General features: G+C 71.9%; 16 protein-coding genes and 1 riboswitch. Of the genes, 4 read left to right on the forward strand and 12 right to left on the reverse strand.

From position 1 onward, the window contains the following. Positions 1-87 precede the first annotated feature (87 nt). A complete protein-coding gene (locus tag ACZ5KV_RS07645) occupies positions 88-1203 on the forward strand; it encodes a hypothetical protein (protein WP_464241749.1) in 1116 nt (371 codons plus the stop codon). A 701-nt stretch (positions 1204-1904) separates the two neighbouring features. On the opposite strand, the gene buk is transcribed toward ACZ5KV_RS07645, so the two are convergent. The 10 genes from buk to ACZ5KV_RS07695 form a co-directional block, all read right to left on the reverse strand. Beyond that, a complete protein-coding gene (gene buk, locus ACZ5KV_RS07650; protein ID WP_464241750.1) occupies positions 1905-3005 on the reverse strand; it encodes a butyrate kinase in 1101 nt (366 codons plus the stop codon). Further along, entirely contained in the window at positions 3002-3940 is a 939-nt protein-coding gene (locus tag ACZ5KV_RS07655) for a bifunctional enoyl-CoA hydratase/phosphate acetyltransferase (protein WP_464241751.1), read from the reverse strand. The genes buk and ACZ5KV_RS07655 overlap by 4 nt, the downstream gene beginning before the upstream one ends. An 8-nt stretch (positions 3941-3948) precedes the next feature. Then, positions 3949-4434, reverse strand: coding sequence for an acetolactate synthase small subunit (gene ilvN / locus ACZ5KV_RS07660; protein WP_464241752.1), 486 nt, complete (start codon positions 4432-4434; stop codon positions 3949-3951). 94 nt (positions 4435-4528) lie between these two features. Next, on the reverse strand, positions 4529-4627 hold the full coding sequence (locus ACZ5KV_RS07665; protein ID WP_464241753.1) for a MetS family NSS transporter small subunit: 99 nt from the start codon (positions 4625-4627) through the stop codon (positions 4529-4531). Further along, positions 4624-6132: a sodium-dependent transporter gene (locus ACZ5KV_RS07670; protein WP_464241754.1), complete on the reverse strand. Its 1509-nt coding sequence runs from the start codon at positions 6130-6132 to the stop codon at positions 4624-4626. Before ACZ5KV_RS07670 ends, ACZ5KV_RS07665 begins: the two co-directional genes overlap by 4 nt. A gap of 348 nt (positions 6133-6480) precedes the next feature. Then, positions 6481-7818, reverse strand: a complete 1338-nt coding sequence (locus ACZ5KV_RS07675; protein WP_464241755.1) for a deoxyribodipyrimidine photo-lyase — start codon at positions 7816-7818, stop codon at positions 6481-6483. A 32-nt stretch (positions 7819-7850) separates the two neighbouring features. Next, positions 7851-9581, reverse strand: coding sequence for an SDR family oxidoreductase (locus ACZ5KV_RS07680; RefSeq protein ID WP_464241756.1), 1731 nt, complete (start codon positions 9579-9581; stop codon positions 7851-7853). Beyond that, a complete protein-coding gene (locus tag ACZ5KV_RS07685) occupies positions 9574-10530 on the reverse strand; it encodes a YbgA family protein (RefSeq protein WP_464241757.1) in 957 nt (318 codons plus the stop codon). The genes ACZ5KV_RS07680 and ACZ5KV_RS07685 overlap by 8 nt, the downstream gene beginning before the upstream one ends. Positions 10531-10711: 181 nt before the next feature. Further along, positions 10712-11116 carry an OsmC family protein gene (locus tag ACZ5KV_RS07690; RefSeq protein WP_464241758.1) on the reverse strand — a complete coding sequence of 135 codons (405 nt, stop codon included), beginning with the start codon at positions 11114-11116 and terminating at the stop codon, positions 10712-10714. A 17-nt stretch (positions 11117-11133) separates the two neighbouring features. Further along, positions 11134-11910 carry a class I fructose-bisphosphate aldolase gene (locus tag ACZ5KV_RS07695; RefSeq protein ID WP_464241759.1) on the reverse strand — a complete coding sequence of 259 codons (777 nt, stop codon included), beginning with the start codon at positions 11908-11910 and terminating at the stop codon, positions 11134-11136. Between the two features lie 240 nt (positions 11911-12150). On the opposite strand from ACZ5KV_RS07695, the gene ACZ5KV_RS07700 reads away from it, so the two are divergent. Next, positions 12151-13323: a THUMP domain-containing class I SAM-dependent RNA methyltransferase gene (locus ACZ5KV_RS07700; RefSeq protein ID WP_464241820.1), complete on the forward strand. Its 1173-nt coding sequence runs from the start codon at positions 12151-12153 to the stop codon at positions 13321-13323. A 156-nt stretch (positions 13324-13479) separates the two neighbouring features. Here ACZ5KV_RS07700 and ACZ5KV_RS07705 read toward each other — a convergent pair whose 3' ends face one another. Next, entirely contained in the window at positions 13480-14667 is a 1188-nt protein-coding gene (locus ACZ5KV_RS07705; protein WP_464241760.1) for a class I SAM-dependent rRNA methyltransferase, read from the reverse strand. A 188-nt stretch (positions 14668-14855) separates the two neighbouring features. Continuing rightward, positions 14856-14931: riboswitch (cyclic di-GMP riboswitch) on the forward strand. 70 nt (positions 14932-15001) lie between these two features. Here ACZ5KV_RS07705 and ACZ5KV_RS07710 point away from each other — a divergent pair. Continuing rightward, on the forward strand, positions 15002-15532 hold the full coding sequence (locus tag ACZ5KV_RS07710) for a chemotaxis protein CheX (RefSeq protein ID WP_464241761.1): 531 nt from the start codon (positions 15002-15004) through the stop codon (positions 15530-15532). Between the two features lie 57 nt (positions 15533-15589). On the opposite strand, the gene ACZ5KV_RS07715 is transcribed toward ACZ5KV_RS07710, so the two are convergent. Continuing rightward, entirely contained in the window at positions 15590-16060 is a 471-nt protein-coding gene (locus ACZ5KV_RS07715) for a winged helix-turn-helix transcriptional regulator (protein WP_464241762.1), read from the reverse strand. 93 nt (positions 16061-16153) lie between these two features. Here ACZ5KV_RS07715 and ACZ5KV_RS07720 point away from each other — a divergent pair, with 93 nt between their 5' ends. Next, positions 16154-17011 carry an SDR family oxidoreductase gene (locus ACZ5KV_RS07720; protein WP_464241763.1) on the forward strand — a complete coding sequence of 286 codons (858 nt, stop codon included), beginning with the start codon at positions 16154-16156 and terminating at the stop codon, positions 17009-17011. Positions 17012-17070 lie beyond the last annotated feature (59 nt).

Raw genomic sequence — 17070 nt, forward strand, 5'->3', positions numbered from 1 at the left:
CCGGGGAACCAACGGCTTGACCTTTTGGTGACGATAGTTTATATTGTCTTTTATCATATGATAAAAACTGGGAAAAATAAGCCGACGATGGGTGACGATTCCGGCCTGACGCACCAGGAACTGGCCCAGGCAGCCGGAGTTTCGGTCACCACCATCAAGGGCTACCGGGCCAAGTTTCCGGGGTGCTTCCCGGTGCTGCGCCAGGGCAAACCCCTGCGCTTCGCCCCGCAGTCGCGCGAAGCCTGTCTGGCCATCCGCCAGGGGTTCATGGACGGCCTGTCCGTGGAGCAGCTCCGCGAACGGCTGCGCCTGCGCTTCCCCTGGAGCTGGCGCCACCCCCTGCCCGAAACGCCGGTCATCAGCGCCGATCTGCAACGCACCGTCCAGGACTTGGCGCGGACCATCGTCCGCCTGACCCGCGCCCAGGCCGAAGCCTCCCAGCGCCTCGACCGCCTGGAAGACAGCCTGCGCAACCGCTCCGGGGCCACCTCCGCACTCCCCCCGGGCGCACCCCGGGACACCGCCACCCTGCCCCCCCAAGGCCCGGAACTGGCTGCCCTGCGCCACGACGTGGACGCCGCCAACGCCACCCTCCAGAGCCTGACGGCCGCAACCCAGGCCCTGGGCCGCCAGTTGGCCACCCTCCCACCCCGCGATGCCCGCATCGTACGCATCCGCAACGCCTCCGGCGAAAGCGAACGCTACGCCCTGCACCCTTTGCCGCCCGAAGCCGGGGCCGACCCGCAGGCAAGCCGCCAATCCGCCAGCCCCCCGCCGCCCCCCTCACCCGCTCCCAAAGCCCAAGCCCCCAGCCGCGCCGCTTCGCCCGGGGCCGGGTCGACGCCACCCTCCGCGCCTGGCACGCCCGTCCTCGACCTGCCGCTCACCGTGCGCTCGGCCAAGGGTGAATTCCTCGGCGTGGCCGGGGCAGGCGGGCATCTCACCGTGCGCGGCTTCGCCCGGCTCGTGGCCCGCAGCCTCGGGCTGGACCCCGCCGACGTGGCCTGGTCCGGCGGGCCGGGCGGCTGGCGCCTGGACCTGGGGACCTCCCCGGCCCACTCCCTCGACTTCCACGAAACCACGACCCCGCGCGGCAACCGCGTGGCCCTCGTCCAGGCCATGCGCATCGACGGCCAACCCCAGGACGCCGACGCCCTCATCACCCTGCTGCGCACCCTGCGCCAGCAATTCGCCGACGACTAATCGTCGGCCGATTATTTGTTGTATTACAGCATAATAAAAAATCGTCACCTATCGATATGGACGGGGTTGGAGACCTTCGCCCTTCCTCTGCGCCGCACCCGGCCGCTGACGCCGGCGCGCAGCCGGGGCGCTGCCCCGGACCCCGCCAGGGGGCGCCGCCCCCCGGACCCCCGCAAGGGGTCGGGGACCCCTTGACCCCACACGCCGGCCCGGTCCGTGCGGCAAAGAGCCGCGCGGACCGGGCCGGGGGTTTTGGGCGGGTCGAGGGGAAAAGGACGAAGGCGAAGGAGACGAGAACGGAGGGATGTCGGCGACGACAGACGACAAGGGGTTCCCAGGGCCGCAAGATCTGTTTGGCCCTGCCTTTTCGCCTCGTGGGGAACAGTCAAGGCCGGGCCTGCCATCGTCTGTCCGGTCCGGAACGTCCCTTCCGTTGCTTTGTGGCGTCTTGCCCGGATCGGGCAACGCACCGTCTTTTTCGGTCCGCACGGATCGCAGTTGCCCGGATTGCGCACGTTCAGGGCTGCAAGGCATGTCCCGTCTCACCGGAGCACGTCGTCTCCGGCCCGCGTTTCTGCCCCTCGCCGACTTCATACCCTCCCGAAAGAAGAAGGTCTTTTTAGGGGAAAGGGGTGGGGGTGCGGGGGAGGGGAAAACCCCCTTTTTCTCCTCAAGAAAAAGGGGGTTTTCCCCTCCCCCGCCTAGGCCGGGCTTTCGCCCTGGTAGTGGCGGCCCTCGCGCAGCCCGTCCAGAGCGGCGGCGGCGCCCCGGGCCATGACCAGGGCTTCGGTCAGGCCGAGGACAATTTCCACGGGGGCGACGGGCGCGAGGCGGCGGGTGAGTTCGGCGGTGAGCAGGGGGCTGCGGGCCAGCCCGCCGGTGAGGACCACGAGGTCCGGCGGCGTGGGGTCGTCGGTGGTGGTCAGGGCGGGCAGCAGACCGGCGGCGTGTTTGGCCACGTTGTAGGCCAGGGCGGTCACGGCGCCCCGGGCGTCGTCGTCGCCTGCCTCGGCCCGGGCCTGGACCTCGCGGAAGTCGTTGGTGCCCAGCAGGGCGAAGAGTCCGCCCCGGCGGAGCACGGCCTGGCGCAGGGTGGGAATGTCGTGGCTGCCGGATTCCAGCAGCCGCAGGACTTCGAGCACGGGCAGGGTGCCGGTGCGTTCGGGGGAGAAGGGGCCTTCGCCGTCCAGGGCGTTGGTCACGTCCACCACGCGGCCGCGCAGGTGGGCGCCGATGCTGATGCCGCCGCCGAGGTGGGCGACCAGGAGCTTGGCCTGCTCGTAGTCCAGCCCGCGGCGCGCGGCGGCCTCGCGGGCGGCGCCGCGTTGGGACAGGGCGTGGAAGGTGCTGCGGCGGCGGATTTGGGGCAGGCCGGTGGGCCGGGCCTCGGGCAGCAGTTCGTCGGTGACCACGGTATCGACCACGAAGGCGGGCAGGCCCAGTTCGTCGGCCAGTTCGCGGGCCAGGGGCGCGCCGAGGTTGCAGGCGTGTTCGCCGTAGCGCGCGGCGCGCAGGTCGTCGAGCATGGCCGGGCCGATGGCGTAGGTGCCGCCGGGCAGGGGGGCCAGCAGCCCGCCGCGCCCGACCACGGCGTGCAGTCCGTCCAGCAGGTGGCGGGCGTCGTCCAGGGCGGTGCGGACGGCGCGGCGGCGCAGGGGCAGTTGGGCCCAGACGCTGGGCAGCCCGCGCAGTTCGGCGCGCGGATGTTCCAGCTCGCGGTCCAGCAGGGCGGTATCGCCGTCGAGCAGGACGACCTTGGTGGTGGTGGAGCCGGGGTTGATGGTCAGGATGCGGCGGGTCACGCGGGGTTCTCGCGGGCCAGGAATGCGGCCAGGGCGATGGACAGGAGTTTGGTTCGCGGCGAGTCGCCGCGCGAGGGCACGACCACGGGCACCCGGCTGCCGACCACGACCCCGGCCATGTCCAGGCCGAGCAGGGTGTTCAGGCTCTTGTAGAGCACGTTGCCGCTCTCTATGTCCGGGGTGACGAGGATGTCGGCGTGCCCGGCCACGTCGTTCACCACGTTCTTGAGCGCCGCGGCCTGGGGCGAGAGGGCCACGTCCAGGGCCATGGGCCCGGCCACGCGCGCGTCGCCGAACTCGCCCTGGGCGCCCATCTTGGCCAGCAGGTCGGCGTCGAGGGTGGCGGGCATGGCCGGGAAGTTGACCTTCTCGGTGGCGGCGAGCATGGCCACCCGGGGCCGGGCGATGCCCAGGCGCCGGGCCACGGCCACGGCGTTGCGCACGATTTCGACCTTGCGCTGGAGGTTGGGGCGGATGTTCACGGCCGGGTCGGTCAGCAGCATCAGGCGGCCCGAGGGCGGGGCCTCGAAGAGCGTCACGTGGGAGAGGATGCCCGAGGGCGCGGCGCCGTGCTCCTTGTCCAGCACGGCGCGCAGCAGGGTGGCCGTGGGCACCAGGCCTTTCATGATCAGGGCGGCGCGGCCCTGGCGGAAGAGGGCCACGGCCTGGCGCACGGCGGCCTCGTCGTCGGGGGTTTCGATCTGCTCGAAGGGGCTGATGTCCAGGCCGCGCTCGGCGGCCACCCGGGCGGTGGCGGCCATGTCGCCGATGAGCACGGGCTCGGCCAGCCCGGCCTGCCAGGCCTCCACGGCGGCGGCGAGAACGAAGCCGTTGGCCGAGCGGGCGATGGCCACGCGCGGCGGCGGGCCCGGGGGCAGGGCTTCGCGCAGCAGGGCCTGGAGGCTGGCCACGGGGGCGGGCGGCGTGGCGGGCATGGGCGGCCCTACTCGTCGCCGCGCTTGAGGGCGATCATGCCCGAGCGGCACAGGCTCTTGATGCCGTGGGGCTTGAGCATGCCGATGAAGGCATCGACCTTGCCGCTGTCGCCGCTCATTTCGGCGGTGATGCTCGTCTGGCCCATGCCGACGACGTTGGCGCGGAAGACCTCGAAGATCTGCATGATCTGCGTGGTGGCGGCGGGTTCCATGGCGATTTTGATCAGCACCAGCTCGCGGTCCACGAAGTCGCGGCGGCGCAGGTCGTCCACGCCGATGATGTAGTCCATCCGCTGCATCTCGGCGGTGATGCGCGCGATGTCGTCCTCGGAGCCGTCCAGGCCGATGGTCAGGCGCGAGACCTCGGGGTCCTCGGTCTCCCCGGCGGAGAGGCTTCTGATGTTGACGTTGTACTTGCGGATGGCCTGGGCCATGTCGGCCAGGACGCCGGGGCGGTTCCTGGTCAGGGCGGAGATGGTGTGCATCCGGGTCATGGTGGCTCCATTGGGCGGGGCCGGGATTGCGCGGGCGCGGGCCCCCGGGCGGAGAATAGCCGCTTCCGGGAGCCCGCGCAACGCCTGTTGCGAATCAGCCCCGGGAGCTCAGGGCCAGGCGCAGGCACAGGGCCGCGCCGCCCCAGGTGAGGCCGAAGCCGATGCACAGCATGATGATGGCGCTGGCGCTCATGGTTCCCTCCACAGGGATTCGTCGTGTTTCACGGCGAAGCCGGGGCGCCCGGGGGCGGCGCGCAGGGCCAGGCCGAACAGGATGCAGGCCGTGATGACGGCCCAGCCGTAGGCCAGCAGCTCGGCGTTGCCGTAGCCGCTGTAGGGCGTGGTCAGGTCGCCGTACAGGTTCAGGGTCACCAGCAGGGCCAGGATGCCCGCCGAGAGGTAGCGCAGGCAGATGGACCACCACGCGCCCACGGCGAACTCGGACACGGAGTTGGCGTGCTCGCGCATGACTTCCAGGCGGCACAGCCACGTGAGCAGGAAGATTTCGGCCAGGGCCACGCCGAGGATGCCCAGGTTGTTGGCGAAGTGGTCGGCGATGTCGAGCACGTAGAGCCCGCCGCCCATGCAGAAGATCGTGGAGATCGCCAGCCCGGCGGCGCACAGGGTGGACGCGGTGGTCTTCCGGCTCCAGCCGAATTTGTCCATGAACGCGCTGATGCAGGCCTCGACGATGGAGATGTGCGAGCTGACCCCGGCCATGGTCAGGGACAGGAAGAACAGCGTGCCGAAGAACACGGGCATGGGCATGAGGTTGATGGCCGTGGGGATGGTCACGAAGGCCAGGCCCACGCCGCCGCCCGCGACCTCGGCCAGGGGCACGCCCTGGCGGGCGGCCATGTAGCCCAGCACCGAGAAGATCATCACGCCCGCGAGCATGGAAAAGCCGCAGTTGATGAACACGGTCATGAAGGCGTTGTTGTTGATGTCCGAGCGGGCGGGCAGGTAGCTGGAATAGGCGATCATGATGGCGAAGCCCACCGAGAGGGTGAAGAATATCTGCCCGTAGGCCGCGACCCAGACCCGGTAGTCCGTCAGGCGCGAGAAGTCGGGGGAGAACAGCCAGTTCACGCCGTCCACGGCGCCGTCGAGCCAGACGACCCGCAGGGTGAAGACCAGCACGAGCAGGAACAGGACGGGCATGAGCACCTTGCCCGCGCGTTCGATGCCCGCGCGCACGCCCGTCACGCAGGCCAGCCAGGTGATGCCCCAGGCCAGGGTCACGGCGCCGAAGATGGTCGGGCGCAGGCTGCCCAGCTCCAGGGCGCCGGAGCTCAGGCCCAGGAATTCGCCGAAGAAGAAGCCCTTGGGGTCGTCGCCCCAGGCGCCGGTCAGGGCGAAGCCGGTGTAGCTGATGGTCCAGCCGATGACGGCCACGTAGTAGACGGCGATGACGGCGGCGACCATGACCTGCGCCCAGCCCAGCCATTCCCAGCGCCGCGAGATGCTGGCGAAGGCCTTGGGCGCCGAGCCCCGGAAGCGGTGGCCCAGGGTGAACTCCAGGATCATGAACGGGATGCCCGCCGTGAGCATGGCGAAGAGATAGGGCACCAGGAAGGCGCCGCCGCCGTTTTCATAGGCCATGTAGGGGAAGCGCCAGATGTTGCCCAGGCCGATGGCCGAGCCCACGGCGGCGAGGATGAAGCCCAGGCGCGAGCCCCATTGTTCGCGTTGCGACATGAAGAAACCCTCGATTATGGATTTTGACTACTGCCGTGCGCCTTGGCGGGCGGTTGGCCGGGCCTGCATACATCCCGGGGGAGGGTCTGTCCAGCCCGGGGAGCCATTTGGGCGCATGGCGGTTCCCTGCTCGTCCGGGCCCTGCTCCGGCCTGTGGGCGGCCCCCATTCCGGACAGAGCGCCCTCTTTCGGGCCTTTCGGGGGCGCAGGGCCGGACAAGGGCCGCGGGAACTGTGGGCCCTCTTGTGCGAAACGGCGGGCGGCAAGGGGCGGGGATGGTGTTTATGATTGCGCGGACGCCCCGCGCGCGGCGGCGGATTTTTCCGTGCCTTCCCTGGGGGGCCAGCTTCAGCCGCCCCAGCGCCGGATGTAGGCGGCCACGTCGAATTTGCGGCGGCAGCCGGAGTCGGTCATGGCGCGGATGGTCCCGGTGACGGGGCGGCGGCCCCAGGGGCGGTCGTGCAATCCGGCCACGGACCACAGGATGCCCGTGTATCCGTTGGGGTCGCGGCCGTCGAGCTGGTAGCGGTCGTTGAGGGCGATGGCCGTGGCCAGGGCGCTTTCCGGGTCGGGCGACCATTCCAGAATCTTCTTGGCCCAGTACATGCGCAGGTAGCCGTGCATGCCGCCGCTGGCGCGCATCTGGTTCTGGGCGGCGTTCCACAGCGGGTCGTGGGTGGCGGCGGCCTCGAAGGCCCCGGGGGCGTAGAGATGGGCGCGCGGGTCGTCGCGGTGTTCGTCCAGGGTCCGGCGGGCCCAGTCGGGCGCGGCGGCCAGGGTGTCGTAGTCCGGGCTGTGCAGGCAGAAGTTGTCGGACAGTTCGCGGCGGACCACCAGTTCTTCCAGGAAGGCGGCCTGGTTCTCGCCGCCGCCGGTGGCGGCGACGTGCAGGGCCGCGCGCTGGGGTGCGAGCTGCCCGAAGTGCAGGTAGGGCGACAGGCCCGAAACGGCGTCCGCGTTGGGGTCGTTGCGCCGGGCGGCGTAGCGCGCCAGGGCGCCGGAGGCGAAGGCGGCAAGGGCCGCGCGGGCGGCGGCTTCACCGGCGGGCACGGCCACGGGCGGCACCCCGGGGTCGGCGCGCAGCGCCTGGCGCGCCCGGGCCAAGTCCGGCGCGGGCAGGTCCGGCACGGGGGCCTCCTGCGGTGCAAGAGTCGGAAATTCTTCCAGGAATTCCGGAAGCAGCTTGTGGATGCGCGGGCGGATGGTCCGGGCGGCGTATTCCTTTTTGTATGACGCAATGCGACACGGAACGATATTGTGTCCGTCAACTTCCAGGAAAAGCGCGTCCAGGGCCTGGGCCGCGCGGGCCTGCCAGTCGCGCTTGATGCGCAGGGGGTCGAAATCCGTGACCACCGCCCCGGCCCGCAGCCGGGCCGCCAGGGCGGGAACCTCGCGCCCCGGGTCGCCCTCCAGCAGCACCAGGGGGATGCCCAGGCCGCGCAGGGTCCGGGCGGTCTCCTCCAGGCCCCGGAGCATGAAATCGTATTGGCGCAGGGCCGCCCCGGCGAACTGCGGCACAAGACAGAAGGCCGCCACCAGGGGCCGCCGGGCCCCGGCCAGTTCGCGGGCGTGGAGCAGCCCCCAGTTGTCGTGGACGCGCTGTTCGCGGCTCATCCAGTAGAGCACCGGGCCGCCGCCGTCGGGGGCGGCCCGCAGGGTATGCACACGCCTGGGGTTGACGGGCATGGGGGCTCCGTTTCCGGGCGGCGGCCCGGGGGTTATGGTTCGGGCCGGGTCACCCCCGGCGCAGGGGGCTTCGGGCCTTCTCCGGGCAGCGGGCAGGACGCCCCGCCCGGAGGCGGCCCGGGGCGCCGGGCGCGGCACAGCCCGCGCTCCAGGGCCGGACACCCCGCTTCCTGATCGGGCACATGGCAGGCCGGGGGCAGCCCCGGCAGGGCCCGGGGGCCCTGGAGCACGGCGCAGGGCGTGCGCGCGGCCATGGCCCGGGCCATGGCCTTGAACACCAGGGCGTGGAAGGGATACACGGCCCACCAGTAGAGCAGCCCGCCCACCCCGCGCGGCAGGAAGCGCGCGGTCAGGGTCAGGTCCGTATCGCCGCAGGGCAGTTGCTCCAGGCTGAATTCCAGCAGCGCCTCGCCGGGCAGCTTCATTTCCGCCAGCAGCACCAGCCGCTCGGGGGGCTGCACGTCGAGCACGCGCCAGAAGTCCACCGCGTCGCCCACGGCCAGACGCGTGGGGTGCCTGCGCCCGCGCCGCAGGCCCACGCCGCCCACCAGCTTGTCCAGGAATCCGCGCAGGCCCCAGAGCAGGTCGTGGCCGTACCAGCCCTGGTCGCCGCCGATGGCCGTCACGCCGTCCCAGAGCTCCTCGGGGCAACCCGCCAGCCGGATGCCGTAAGCGCTGCGGAACACGGTGCCGCCCGCATAGGGCGCGTCGCCCGGGGCGGCCCACTCCGGCGTGCGCAGGCTCCCCGCGTCGGACCAACTCGTGTCCACGCCGCTGTGCTGGACGCGCTCCAGGGCCAGGCGGATGGCCGTACGGCAGTCGGTCAGCTCGCGGGGCATGATTTCGCGGATGGCGTGCTCGCGGCAGACGACCCGGTTGCGCAGGCCGAGCACCAGGGGCCGCGCCAGGGCCGTGGGGATGGGCGACACCAGCCCCAGCCACAGGGACGACAGCCGGGGCGTGAGCAGCGGCAGGGGCACGATGATCCGCCGGGGCAGCCCGGCCTCCTGCTGATACATGCGGAACAGCCGCTCGTAGGTCTCGATGTAGGGCCCGCCGATGTCGAAGGTCCGGCCCGCGGTTTCGGGGTGCTCCAGGCAGCCCGCAAGGTAGAAGAGCACGTCGCGGATGGCGATGGGCTGCGATTCGGTGCGCACCCAGCGCGGGGCGAGCATCACGGGCAGGCGGTCCACCACGTAGCGCAGGATCTCGAAGGACGCGCTGCCCGAGCCGATGATGATGCCCGCGCGCAGCACCGTGGCGGGCACGGCCCCCGCGCCCAGGATGGCCCCGACCTCGGCCCGCGAGCGCAGGTGGCGGCTCAGGTGCGGGTCGTCGGGCACCAGCCCGCCGAGGTAGATGATCCGCTCCACCCCGGCGGCGGCCGCCGCGCGGGCCGTTGCCCGGGCGGCGCGGCGGTCCTTCTCCGCATAGTCCCCGGCCTCGGTTTCCATGGAGTGGACCAGGTAGTAAACCGCCCGGCAGCCCGCCAGGGCGCGTTCCAGGGCCTGCGGGTCCAGCGCGTCGGCCTCGGCCAGCTCGCAGCGCGGGTGTCCGGCGAAGGCCCGGCAGCGCAGCTTGCCCGCCGAGCGGCCCACGGCGCGCACCCGCCAGCCCGCCGCCAGCAGCACGGGCACCAGCCGCCCGCCCACGTAGCCCGTGGCGCCCAGCACGGCGACGGTGGCCCCGCCGCGCGCCGCGTCGTCCGCCAGCCCGGGGGGCGTTGCCGGATCGGGCCCGGGGGCGCCCCCCGGGTCAGACATGATTCCTCAGCATCAGTTCCGCCGGATACGGGTTCAGGTAGACCTGCCCGGCCAGATAGGCCTGACCGTATTTGCGCACGTAGTGGTTGAGCAGCGTCACGGGCACCACCAGCGGCACCAGCCCGGCGTGATAGCTCTCCACCAGCCCGGTCAGTTCCTGGCGTTCGTCGGCACTGAGCACGCGCTTGAAGTAGCCCTGCACGTGGGCGAGCACGTTGGTGTGCTTGCGCGTGGTCGGCAGATAGCCCAGGGCCTTTTGCAGCAGCGGGAAATAGCGCCCGGGCAGGGTTTCGGCCTCCGGCCCCCCGGCTCCGGCCACCAGCCGCCCCAGCGCGCGGTACAGCTCCACGCTGTGGGCCATGAGCAGCAGCTTGTGGCGGGTGTGGAAGTCCACCAGGGCCCGGGGCGAGGGGCCATCGGCCATGGCCTCGCGCCAGCGCATGAGCGTGAACACGCGGGTGATGAAATTTTCGCGGATGGCCGGGTCGCGCAGGCGGCCGTCGTCCTCGAAAGGCAGGTCGGGGAAGCGGGCCATGACCATGCCCGCCCACAGGCCCGTGCCGTCGCGCCGCGCGGGGCCGCCGCCCTCGGGGTAGACCTTGACCCGGCTCATGCCGCTGGAAGGCGAGCCGTAGCGGAACACGTAGCCGCACAGGTCGTCGTGCGCCAGGGCCTCCAGGCGCCCCCGACCCCAGGCGCGCATCCGCTCGGTCACGTCCGTGCCCGAGGTCCGGCCCACCAGCCGGGGCGCCGCCGGGTCGCCCACCAGGCGCACGGCCTCGCGCGGCACGGGCAGGCCGCATTCGACCTCCGGGCAGACGGGCACCCAGTCCACGAACCGGCCCAGGCCGTCGCGCAGGGTGCGGTCGAGCTTGTGCGTGCCGTCGTAGCGCACGGGGTCGCCCAGCAGGCAGCGTGCGATGCCCAGGCGGATGCGTCCCTGATCCATGGCCATGCCCTCCTTGCGCCCGGGGCGGGCGCGCGGCCCCAGCCTAGCACAAGACGGCGGCGCCGCGCCACCACCATGCGCATTCCGGCGCCCGGACCGGGCCGAAACGCACGGACCCCGCGCGCGCCGTGATTCGGGGGCGTGCGCGGGGTCCGGCTCCGGGCCTGTTTTCCCGCCCGGTCTATTCGGCGATGCGCACCGAGAACCGCGGCGGCGTGACGATGTGCTTCTTCACCGTGCACAGGTCCACCGCGCGCAGCAGTGCGTCGCGGTATTTCTCGGGGAAGCCCTCGGGCAAGGTCAGGGCGAAGTCCATGGCCTCCACGTGGAAGCCCTTGTCGGCGTAGGTGCAGGTCACGCGCAGGCCCAGACCTTCGGTGGACAGGGAGCGGCTTTCGCAGAAGCGCTGGGCGTAGAGCCCCGCGCAGGTGGCCAGGGCGGCCAGGAACAGGTCGAAGGGCGAGGGCGCCGCGTCCTGCCCGCCGTCCTTCACGGGCTGGTCGGTCACGATGGCCCGGCCCTCGATCAGCGCCGCCACGGACATGCCGCCCCGATACTCCACGTCGATGGTCTGTTGCGTGCTCATGGTGCGCCCTTTGCGAATCAGGTCGTTTCGGGGTTCGGGTCGCCATGGACCAGGGTGCAGACCTCGGCCAGGGCGCCCAGGGGGTCCTTGTGCTGGAAGATGCCGCGCCCGATGACCGCGCCCGCCGCCCCGGCGGCCAGCCCGTCGGCCACCGTGCGCTTGAAGGCCTCCCAGCTCGACTGCCCGGCTCCGCCCGCCAGCAGCACCGGCACCGGGCAGGCCGCCACGGCCAGGGCGAAGCGCTCGGCGTCGCCGGAATAGGGCACGCAGACCATGTCCGCCCCCAGCTCGCCGCCCAGGCGGATGCAATGGCCGATGAGCGCGGGGTCCAGCTCGTTGACGATCTGCCCGCCGCGCGCGTAGATCACGGCCATTACCGGAATGCCCAGCCCGTGGGCCTCGTCGGTGACCAGGCCGAAATCCGAGAGCATGCGGTCTTCCAGGTCGTTGCCGATGTTCACGTGCACCGACACCGCGTCGGCCCCCAGGCGCAGGGCCTCGGACAGGGAGCAGACCAGGCTCTGGTTGTAGGTCGGCACGCCGTGCCTGGTGCCCGCCGAAAGCTGGATGACGATGCGCTTGTTCAGGTCGATGGCCGGGACGCTGGCCCGGGCCAGGCCCTTGTTGAGCACCACGCCCTGCACCGGGAGCTGCGCGCTGCCCGCAAGCAGCGCCGGGAACTCCGTCAGCCCCGGGATCATGCCCTCGCTGGCGCCGTGGTCCAGGGCGAGAATCAGGGATTTGGCACTCTTGGGGTCGAACAGGCGGCCAAGCCGCCGCATGGTTCCGATCATGGCCGGTCCTTGCTGGGTTGGGGTGCTGGAGGTGCGGGCGCGTCGCTGCCGACCCCGGATGAGCCGGGCCCCGGGGCCGAGGCTGCCGGGGCGCAACGATGCACAGAACATGATGACCGCAAATCTTCGGGCAGGTCAAGCCGCAACGCCCGCCCTTGCCCCCGGCGCGCCGCCGGGCTATGCACCGCCCCAGGGCACGCCCGCCCCGCACACCCGCACCCCGGAGCCCCCGTGTTCGACATGCACCGCAAGAGTTTCGTTTTCGTCACCTGCGCCGGGGGCGTGGAGCCCATGCTGGAGCGCGAAATCCGCGCCCTGGGCCTGCGCCCCGAGGCCGTTCGCCCTCTGGGGGTGGCCCTGCGCGCCAGCCTGGACGACTGCCTGCGCCTGAACCTGCACCTGCGCACGGCCCACCGCGTGCTGTGGGAGGTGCTGCGCACCAAGGCCGAGAACGCCGACCAGCTCTACGAGGCGATCACCGCCCTGCCCTGGGAGGAGGCCATGCCCGCCGACGGCTACCTGACCGTGGTTTCCAGCGTGGACAACCCGACCATCCGCGACGCGCGCTTCGCCAACCAGCGCGTCAAGGACGCCGTGGTGGACCGCATCGCCGCCGTTCGCGGGCGGCGCCCCGATTCCGGGCCCGACCGGCGCGGCACCGTGCTCTCCCTGCACTGGCAGGGCCGCAGCGTGTCCCTCAGCCTGGACACCAGCGGCGAGCCCCTGTCCAACCGCGGCTACCGGACCATGCCCCACAGCGCGCCCATGCGCGAAACCCTGGCCGCCGCCTGCCTGCTGGGAGCCGGGTACGCCGGGCGCGGGCATCTGGTGAATCCCATGTGCGGCAGCGGCACCCTGGCCCTGGAGGCCGCCCTGATGGCCACGGACACCGCCCCGGGCCTGCTGCGCGAGGATTTCGCCTTCCGGCACCTGCCGACCTTCGACCCCGCCCGCTGGCAGGCCCTGCGCGACGAGGCCCGCGCCCGCTCGCGCCCCACCGCCCGGGGCCGCATCATCGCCACCGACCACGACCCCCAGGCCCTGGCCGCCGCCCGCCACAACGCCGCCGCCGCCGGGCTGGACGCCCTGGTGGAGCTGGACACCTGCGATTTCCGGGAAACCGTCGTGCCCGAGCCCCTGCGCCGGGCCGTCAACCTGCTCATCGTCAACCCGGAGTACGGCATGCGCCTGGGCGACGAGGAGGAGCTGAAGCCGCTGCACGCCGCCCTGGGCGACTTTTTCAAACAGCGTTGCCAGGGCTACGTGGGCGCCGTGTTCACGGGCAACTCGCGCCTGGCCGCGCACGTCGGCCTGCGCACCCGCGCCCGCCTGCCGCTGAGGAACGGACCCATCGAATGCCGCCTGCTGCTCTACGACCTTTACGCGGGCAGCCGCAAACACCAGGACGCATAGCCGCACGGGCCCGCTCCGGGCTCCGCAACGCCGGGGGGCGGGAGGCCGGAGCCTCCCGCCCCCGGAGCGCTGGGCAGACCGGCAGAGGAACAAGAGGCGTGCCGCGCCGCCTTGCGCCCTGCCCGGACGGTTCCGCGCCGCCCGGGCGCGGCCCGGCTACACCACCTGGACCAGGAATCCCTTCAGGTATTGCCCCTCGGGGAAGTTGAGGGCCACGGGATGGTCCGGAGCCTGGGCGAAGCGGCGCACGATGCGCGCGTCGCGGCCCGAGTCCAACGCCGCACCGGCCACGACCTTCTGGAAGAGGTCTTCGTCCATGAGCCCGGAGCAGGAGAAGGTGAACAGCAGGCCGCCGGGTTCGAGCAGGCGCAGGGCCAGGAGGTTGATGTCCTTGTAGCCCCGGCAGCCGCGCTGGATATTGGCCCGCGAGTCCACAAAGCGCGGCGGGTCGAGGACGACGGCCCCGAAGGTGCGGCCCTGGTCGCGCAGGCGGCGCAGGGCGGCGAACACGTCGTCGGTCAGGAACTCGGCGCGCTCGCGGGGCAGGGCATTGAGGTCCATGTTGGCCCGGGCGATGTCCAGGGCCGGGGCCGAGGTGTCGATGTTGGTGCAGCGCGCGGCGCCGCCGAGCAGGGCCATGACGCCGAACCCGCCGGTGTAGCTGAAGCAGTTGAGCACGTCGCGCCCGGCGCACAGGTCCATGACCGCGCGGCGGTTGTCGCGCTGGTCCAGGTAGTAGCCGGTCTTGTGGCCGGTGCGGATGTCCACCAGCAGGCGGGCCGGGCCTTCCTCTATGACGACGGGGTCGGGCGGCTCGTCGCCCGCCAGGTGCCCGGCCAGGGGCACGAGGCCCTCCTTGGCGCGCACGTCGGAGTCCGAGCGTTCCCACACGCCCCGGGCGCCGGTGGCCTCCAGGAGCGCCAGGGCGATGTCGCGTTTGTGGCGTTCGGCGGGCATGGTCAGGAACTCGCAGGAAATCCAGTCGTCGTAGCGGTCGGCCACCACGCCAGGCAGCCCGTCGGATTCGGCATGGATCAGGCGGCAGGCGCGCGGCGGCACGGCCGGGGCCAGAGCCGCCCGGGCGCCCACGGCGGCGCGCACCCGGGCCAGGAAGAACTCCGGCCCCGCGGCCTCCCCGCGCGTGAAGCTCCAGACGCGGGCCATGATCTGCGAGTTCGGGGAATACCCGGCGCTGGCCAGCCAGCGGCCGTCGGCGGCGAGCACGTCCACGGTGTCCCCCGGGCGGGGGGAGCCGTCCACGCTGTCCACGGCGCCGGAGAAGATCCAGGGATGGCGGCGGAGCAGGGATTTCTCCCGGCCCTTCTTGAGTCGTATGGTCTGCATGGGGCGGTGGTATCATCAATTCCCGCGCCGGAAAACCGCCCGGAGTGCGGAAAAATCCGGGCCCGGCCGACTGGGGGCGCGGGGTGGCCGCGCGGGGCCGCGGCCGCAGGGCGATGGCGCACGGAAACCCCCGTGCCGCGCGGCGAAATTCCTTGACGCCCCGGGAGGGGGCACCCTAGAGCAAAAGGAGCAGAAAAAGCCAAACCTGCCGTGAGGCAGGGACGGAAAGCCACGGGTCTGGCAGCAGACAGCCGGGTTGCCGCATGCCGCACCGCGCGGGGTTTCCCGCTGGTTTCGGCCCGCGTCGCCGCCCGATCCGGTGAGGGGGCCTTCCATGAGCCGCATCGACGTGACCATCGTCAACCCGTTCCTGAGCGCCGTCGTCGAGGTGCTGGGCACCATGGCCCAGGTCCGCGCCACGCCGGGCAAGCCGAGCCTCAAGGCCTGCGCCGTGGCCAGCGGCGACATTTCGGGCATCATCGGCCTGACCGGGGAATGCACGGGCACCATCTCCGTGACCTTCAGCGCGCGCTGCGCCCTGGCCGTGGTCGGCAACATGCTGGCCGAACGGCTGACGGACCTCGACGACACGGTCATCGACGCCGTGGGCGAACTGACGAACATGATTTCGGGCAAGGCCCGCCAGGGGCTGGCGGCATCGGGGCGCATCCTGCGCGCGGGCACGCCCTCGGTGATTACCGGCCGGGGGCACCGCATCCGCCATTGCTGCGACGGCCCGGTGCTGGCCCTGAGCTTCGCCACGCTCTACGGGCCCATTACGGTGGAGGTCTGCTTCATGGACAAGGATGGCTGCTGCCGCCTGACCACCGGGGACCGGGATCCCGCCGACGCGCCCCCGGCCTGAGGCGCCGGCAGGGCCTCTTCTTCGGGGATGGCCGGGCTGAACAGCGGCCGGGGGGAGCTACGCCGCAGGCCCGGCCGCCGGAGCGGGCGGCTGGCCGTCGGCCCCGTCCGCTTCGTGCTCCGCTTCGTCCGGCGCCGCGCCGGACGCGCCCGCAATCGCCCCGAGGTTACCCTCGATCCAATCGACCAGGGTCCGGACGTGCTCGCCCGCCTCCCGCCCCAGGGGCGTGAGGTCGTAGTCCACATGCGGCGGCACGACCGGGTGTGCGTGGCGCTCCACGAACCCGTCGCGCTCCAGCGTCCTTAAGGTCTGCGCCAGCATTTTTTCGCTGACCCCGCCGATACGCCTGCGGATTTCGCTGAAGCGGTGCGTGCCGCGCAGCAGGACGAGGAAAACGAGCACCCCCCACTGGCTCGTGACGTGCCTGAGGATGGCGCGTGAGGGGCATTTCCCGCACAGCACGTCGCCGCGCGCAATCCGCGCGGAAAGCGTCCGGGCCTGCCCGGGGGTGGTGGGCTGTCGGGGCATTTTGCACTTACTCCAAGGTGCGTACTTACGAAAAGTGAGCGCCTGGGGTATCCTGCACCTCTTGGAAGAAAACCGCAACACGGGAGGAGCGCGATGCTTGCCGTAACCGGTGCGAGTGGTCAACTGGGGCGTCTGGTGGTCAAGGGTCTGGCGGCCAGGGTGCCCGCTGCCGAAATCGTGGGCCTTGTGCGGTCGCCGGAAAAGGCGGCCGATCTTGCGGCCCTTGGCGTGACCCTGCGCCAGGCCGACTATTCGCGCCCGGAAACACTGGGCCCGGCCCTGCGCGGGGTGGATGCGCTGCTGCTCGTCTCCTCCAGCGAGGTCGGCCGACGCGTGGCGCAGCACGCGGCGGTCATCGACGCCGCCCGGCGGGAAGGGGTCGGGCTGCTGGCCTATACGAGCATCCTGCACGCCGATACCTCGCCCCTGGCCCTGGCCGTCGAGCACAAGGCCACGGAGGAGCGGATCAAGGCCTCCGGCGTGCCTTACGTCTTGCTGCGCAACGGCTGGTACGTCGAGAACTACGCCGGGTTCATCCCCTCCGCGCTGGAGCACGGCGCGCTCATCGGCTGCGCCGGGGCCGGGAGGATATCGTGCGCGGCCCGCGTCGACTACGCCGAGGCGGCGGTGGCCGCACTGACCGGGGGGGCGGCCGCGAACACGGTCCACGAGCTTGCGGGCGACACGGCCTTCACCCTGGCGGAATACGCGGCCGAGCTGGCGCGGCAGTCCGGCAGGGCCGTGCGGTATACCGACATGGCGCAGGCGGAGTACGGCGCGGCGCTGGTCGGGGCCGGGCTGCCCGCCGGGCTGGCGGAAATCCTTGCGGATTCGGACGCGGGCGCGGCGCGGGGGGCGCTGTTCGATGCCGGGGCGGGTCTGTCCCGGTTGACCGGGCGGCCCACGATCACCCTTGCCGAGGCCATTGCCTCGGCGCTGCCCAAGCCTTAGCGGGCCGTTCCCAAACGGCGGCCTGCCGCTTCAACGGGAAAATCCGGGCTGCCCTTGCC

This window comes from Desulfocurvus thunnarius (assembly GCF_055390965.1).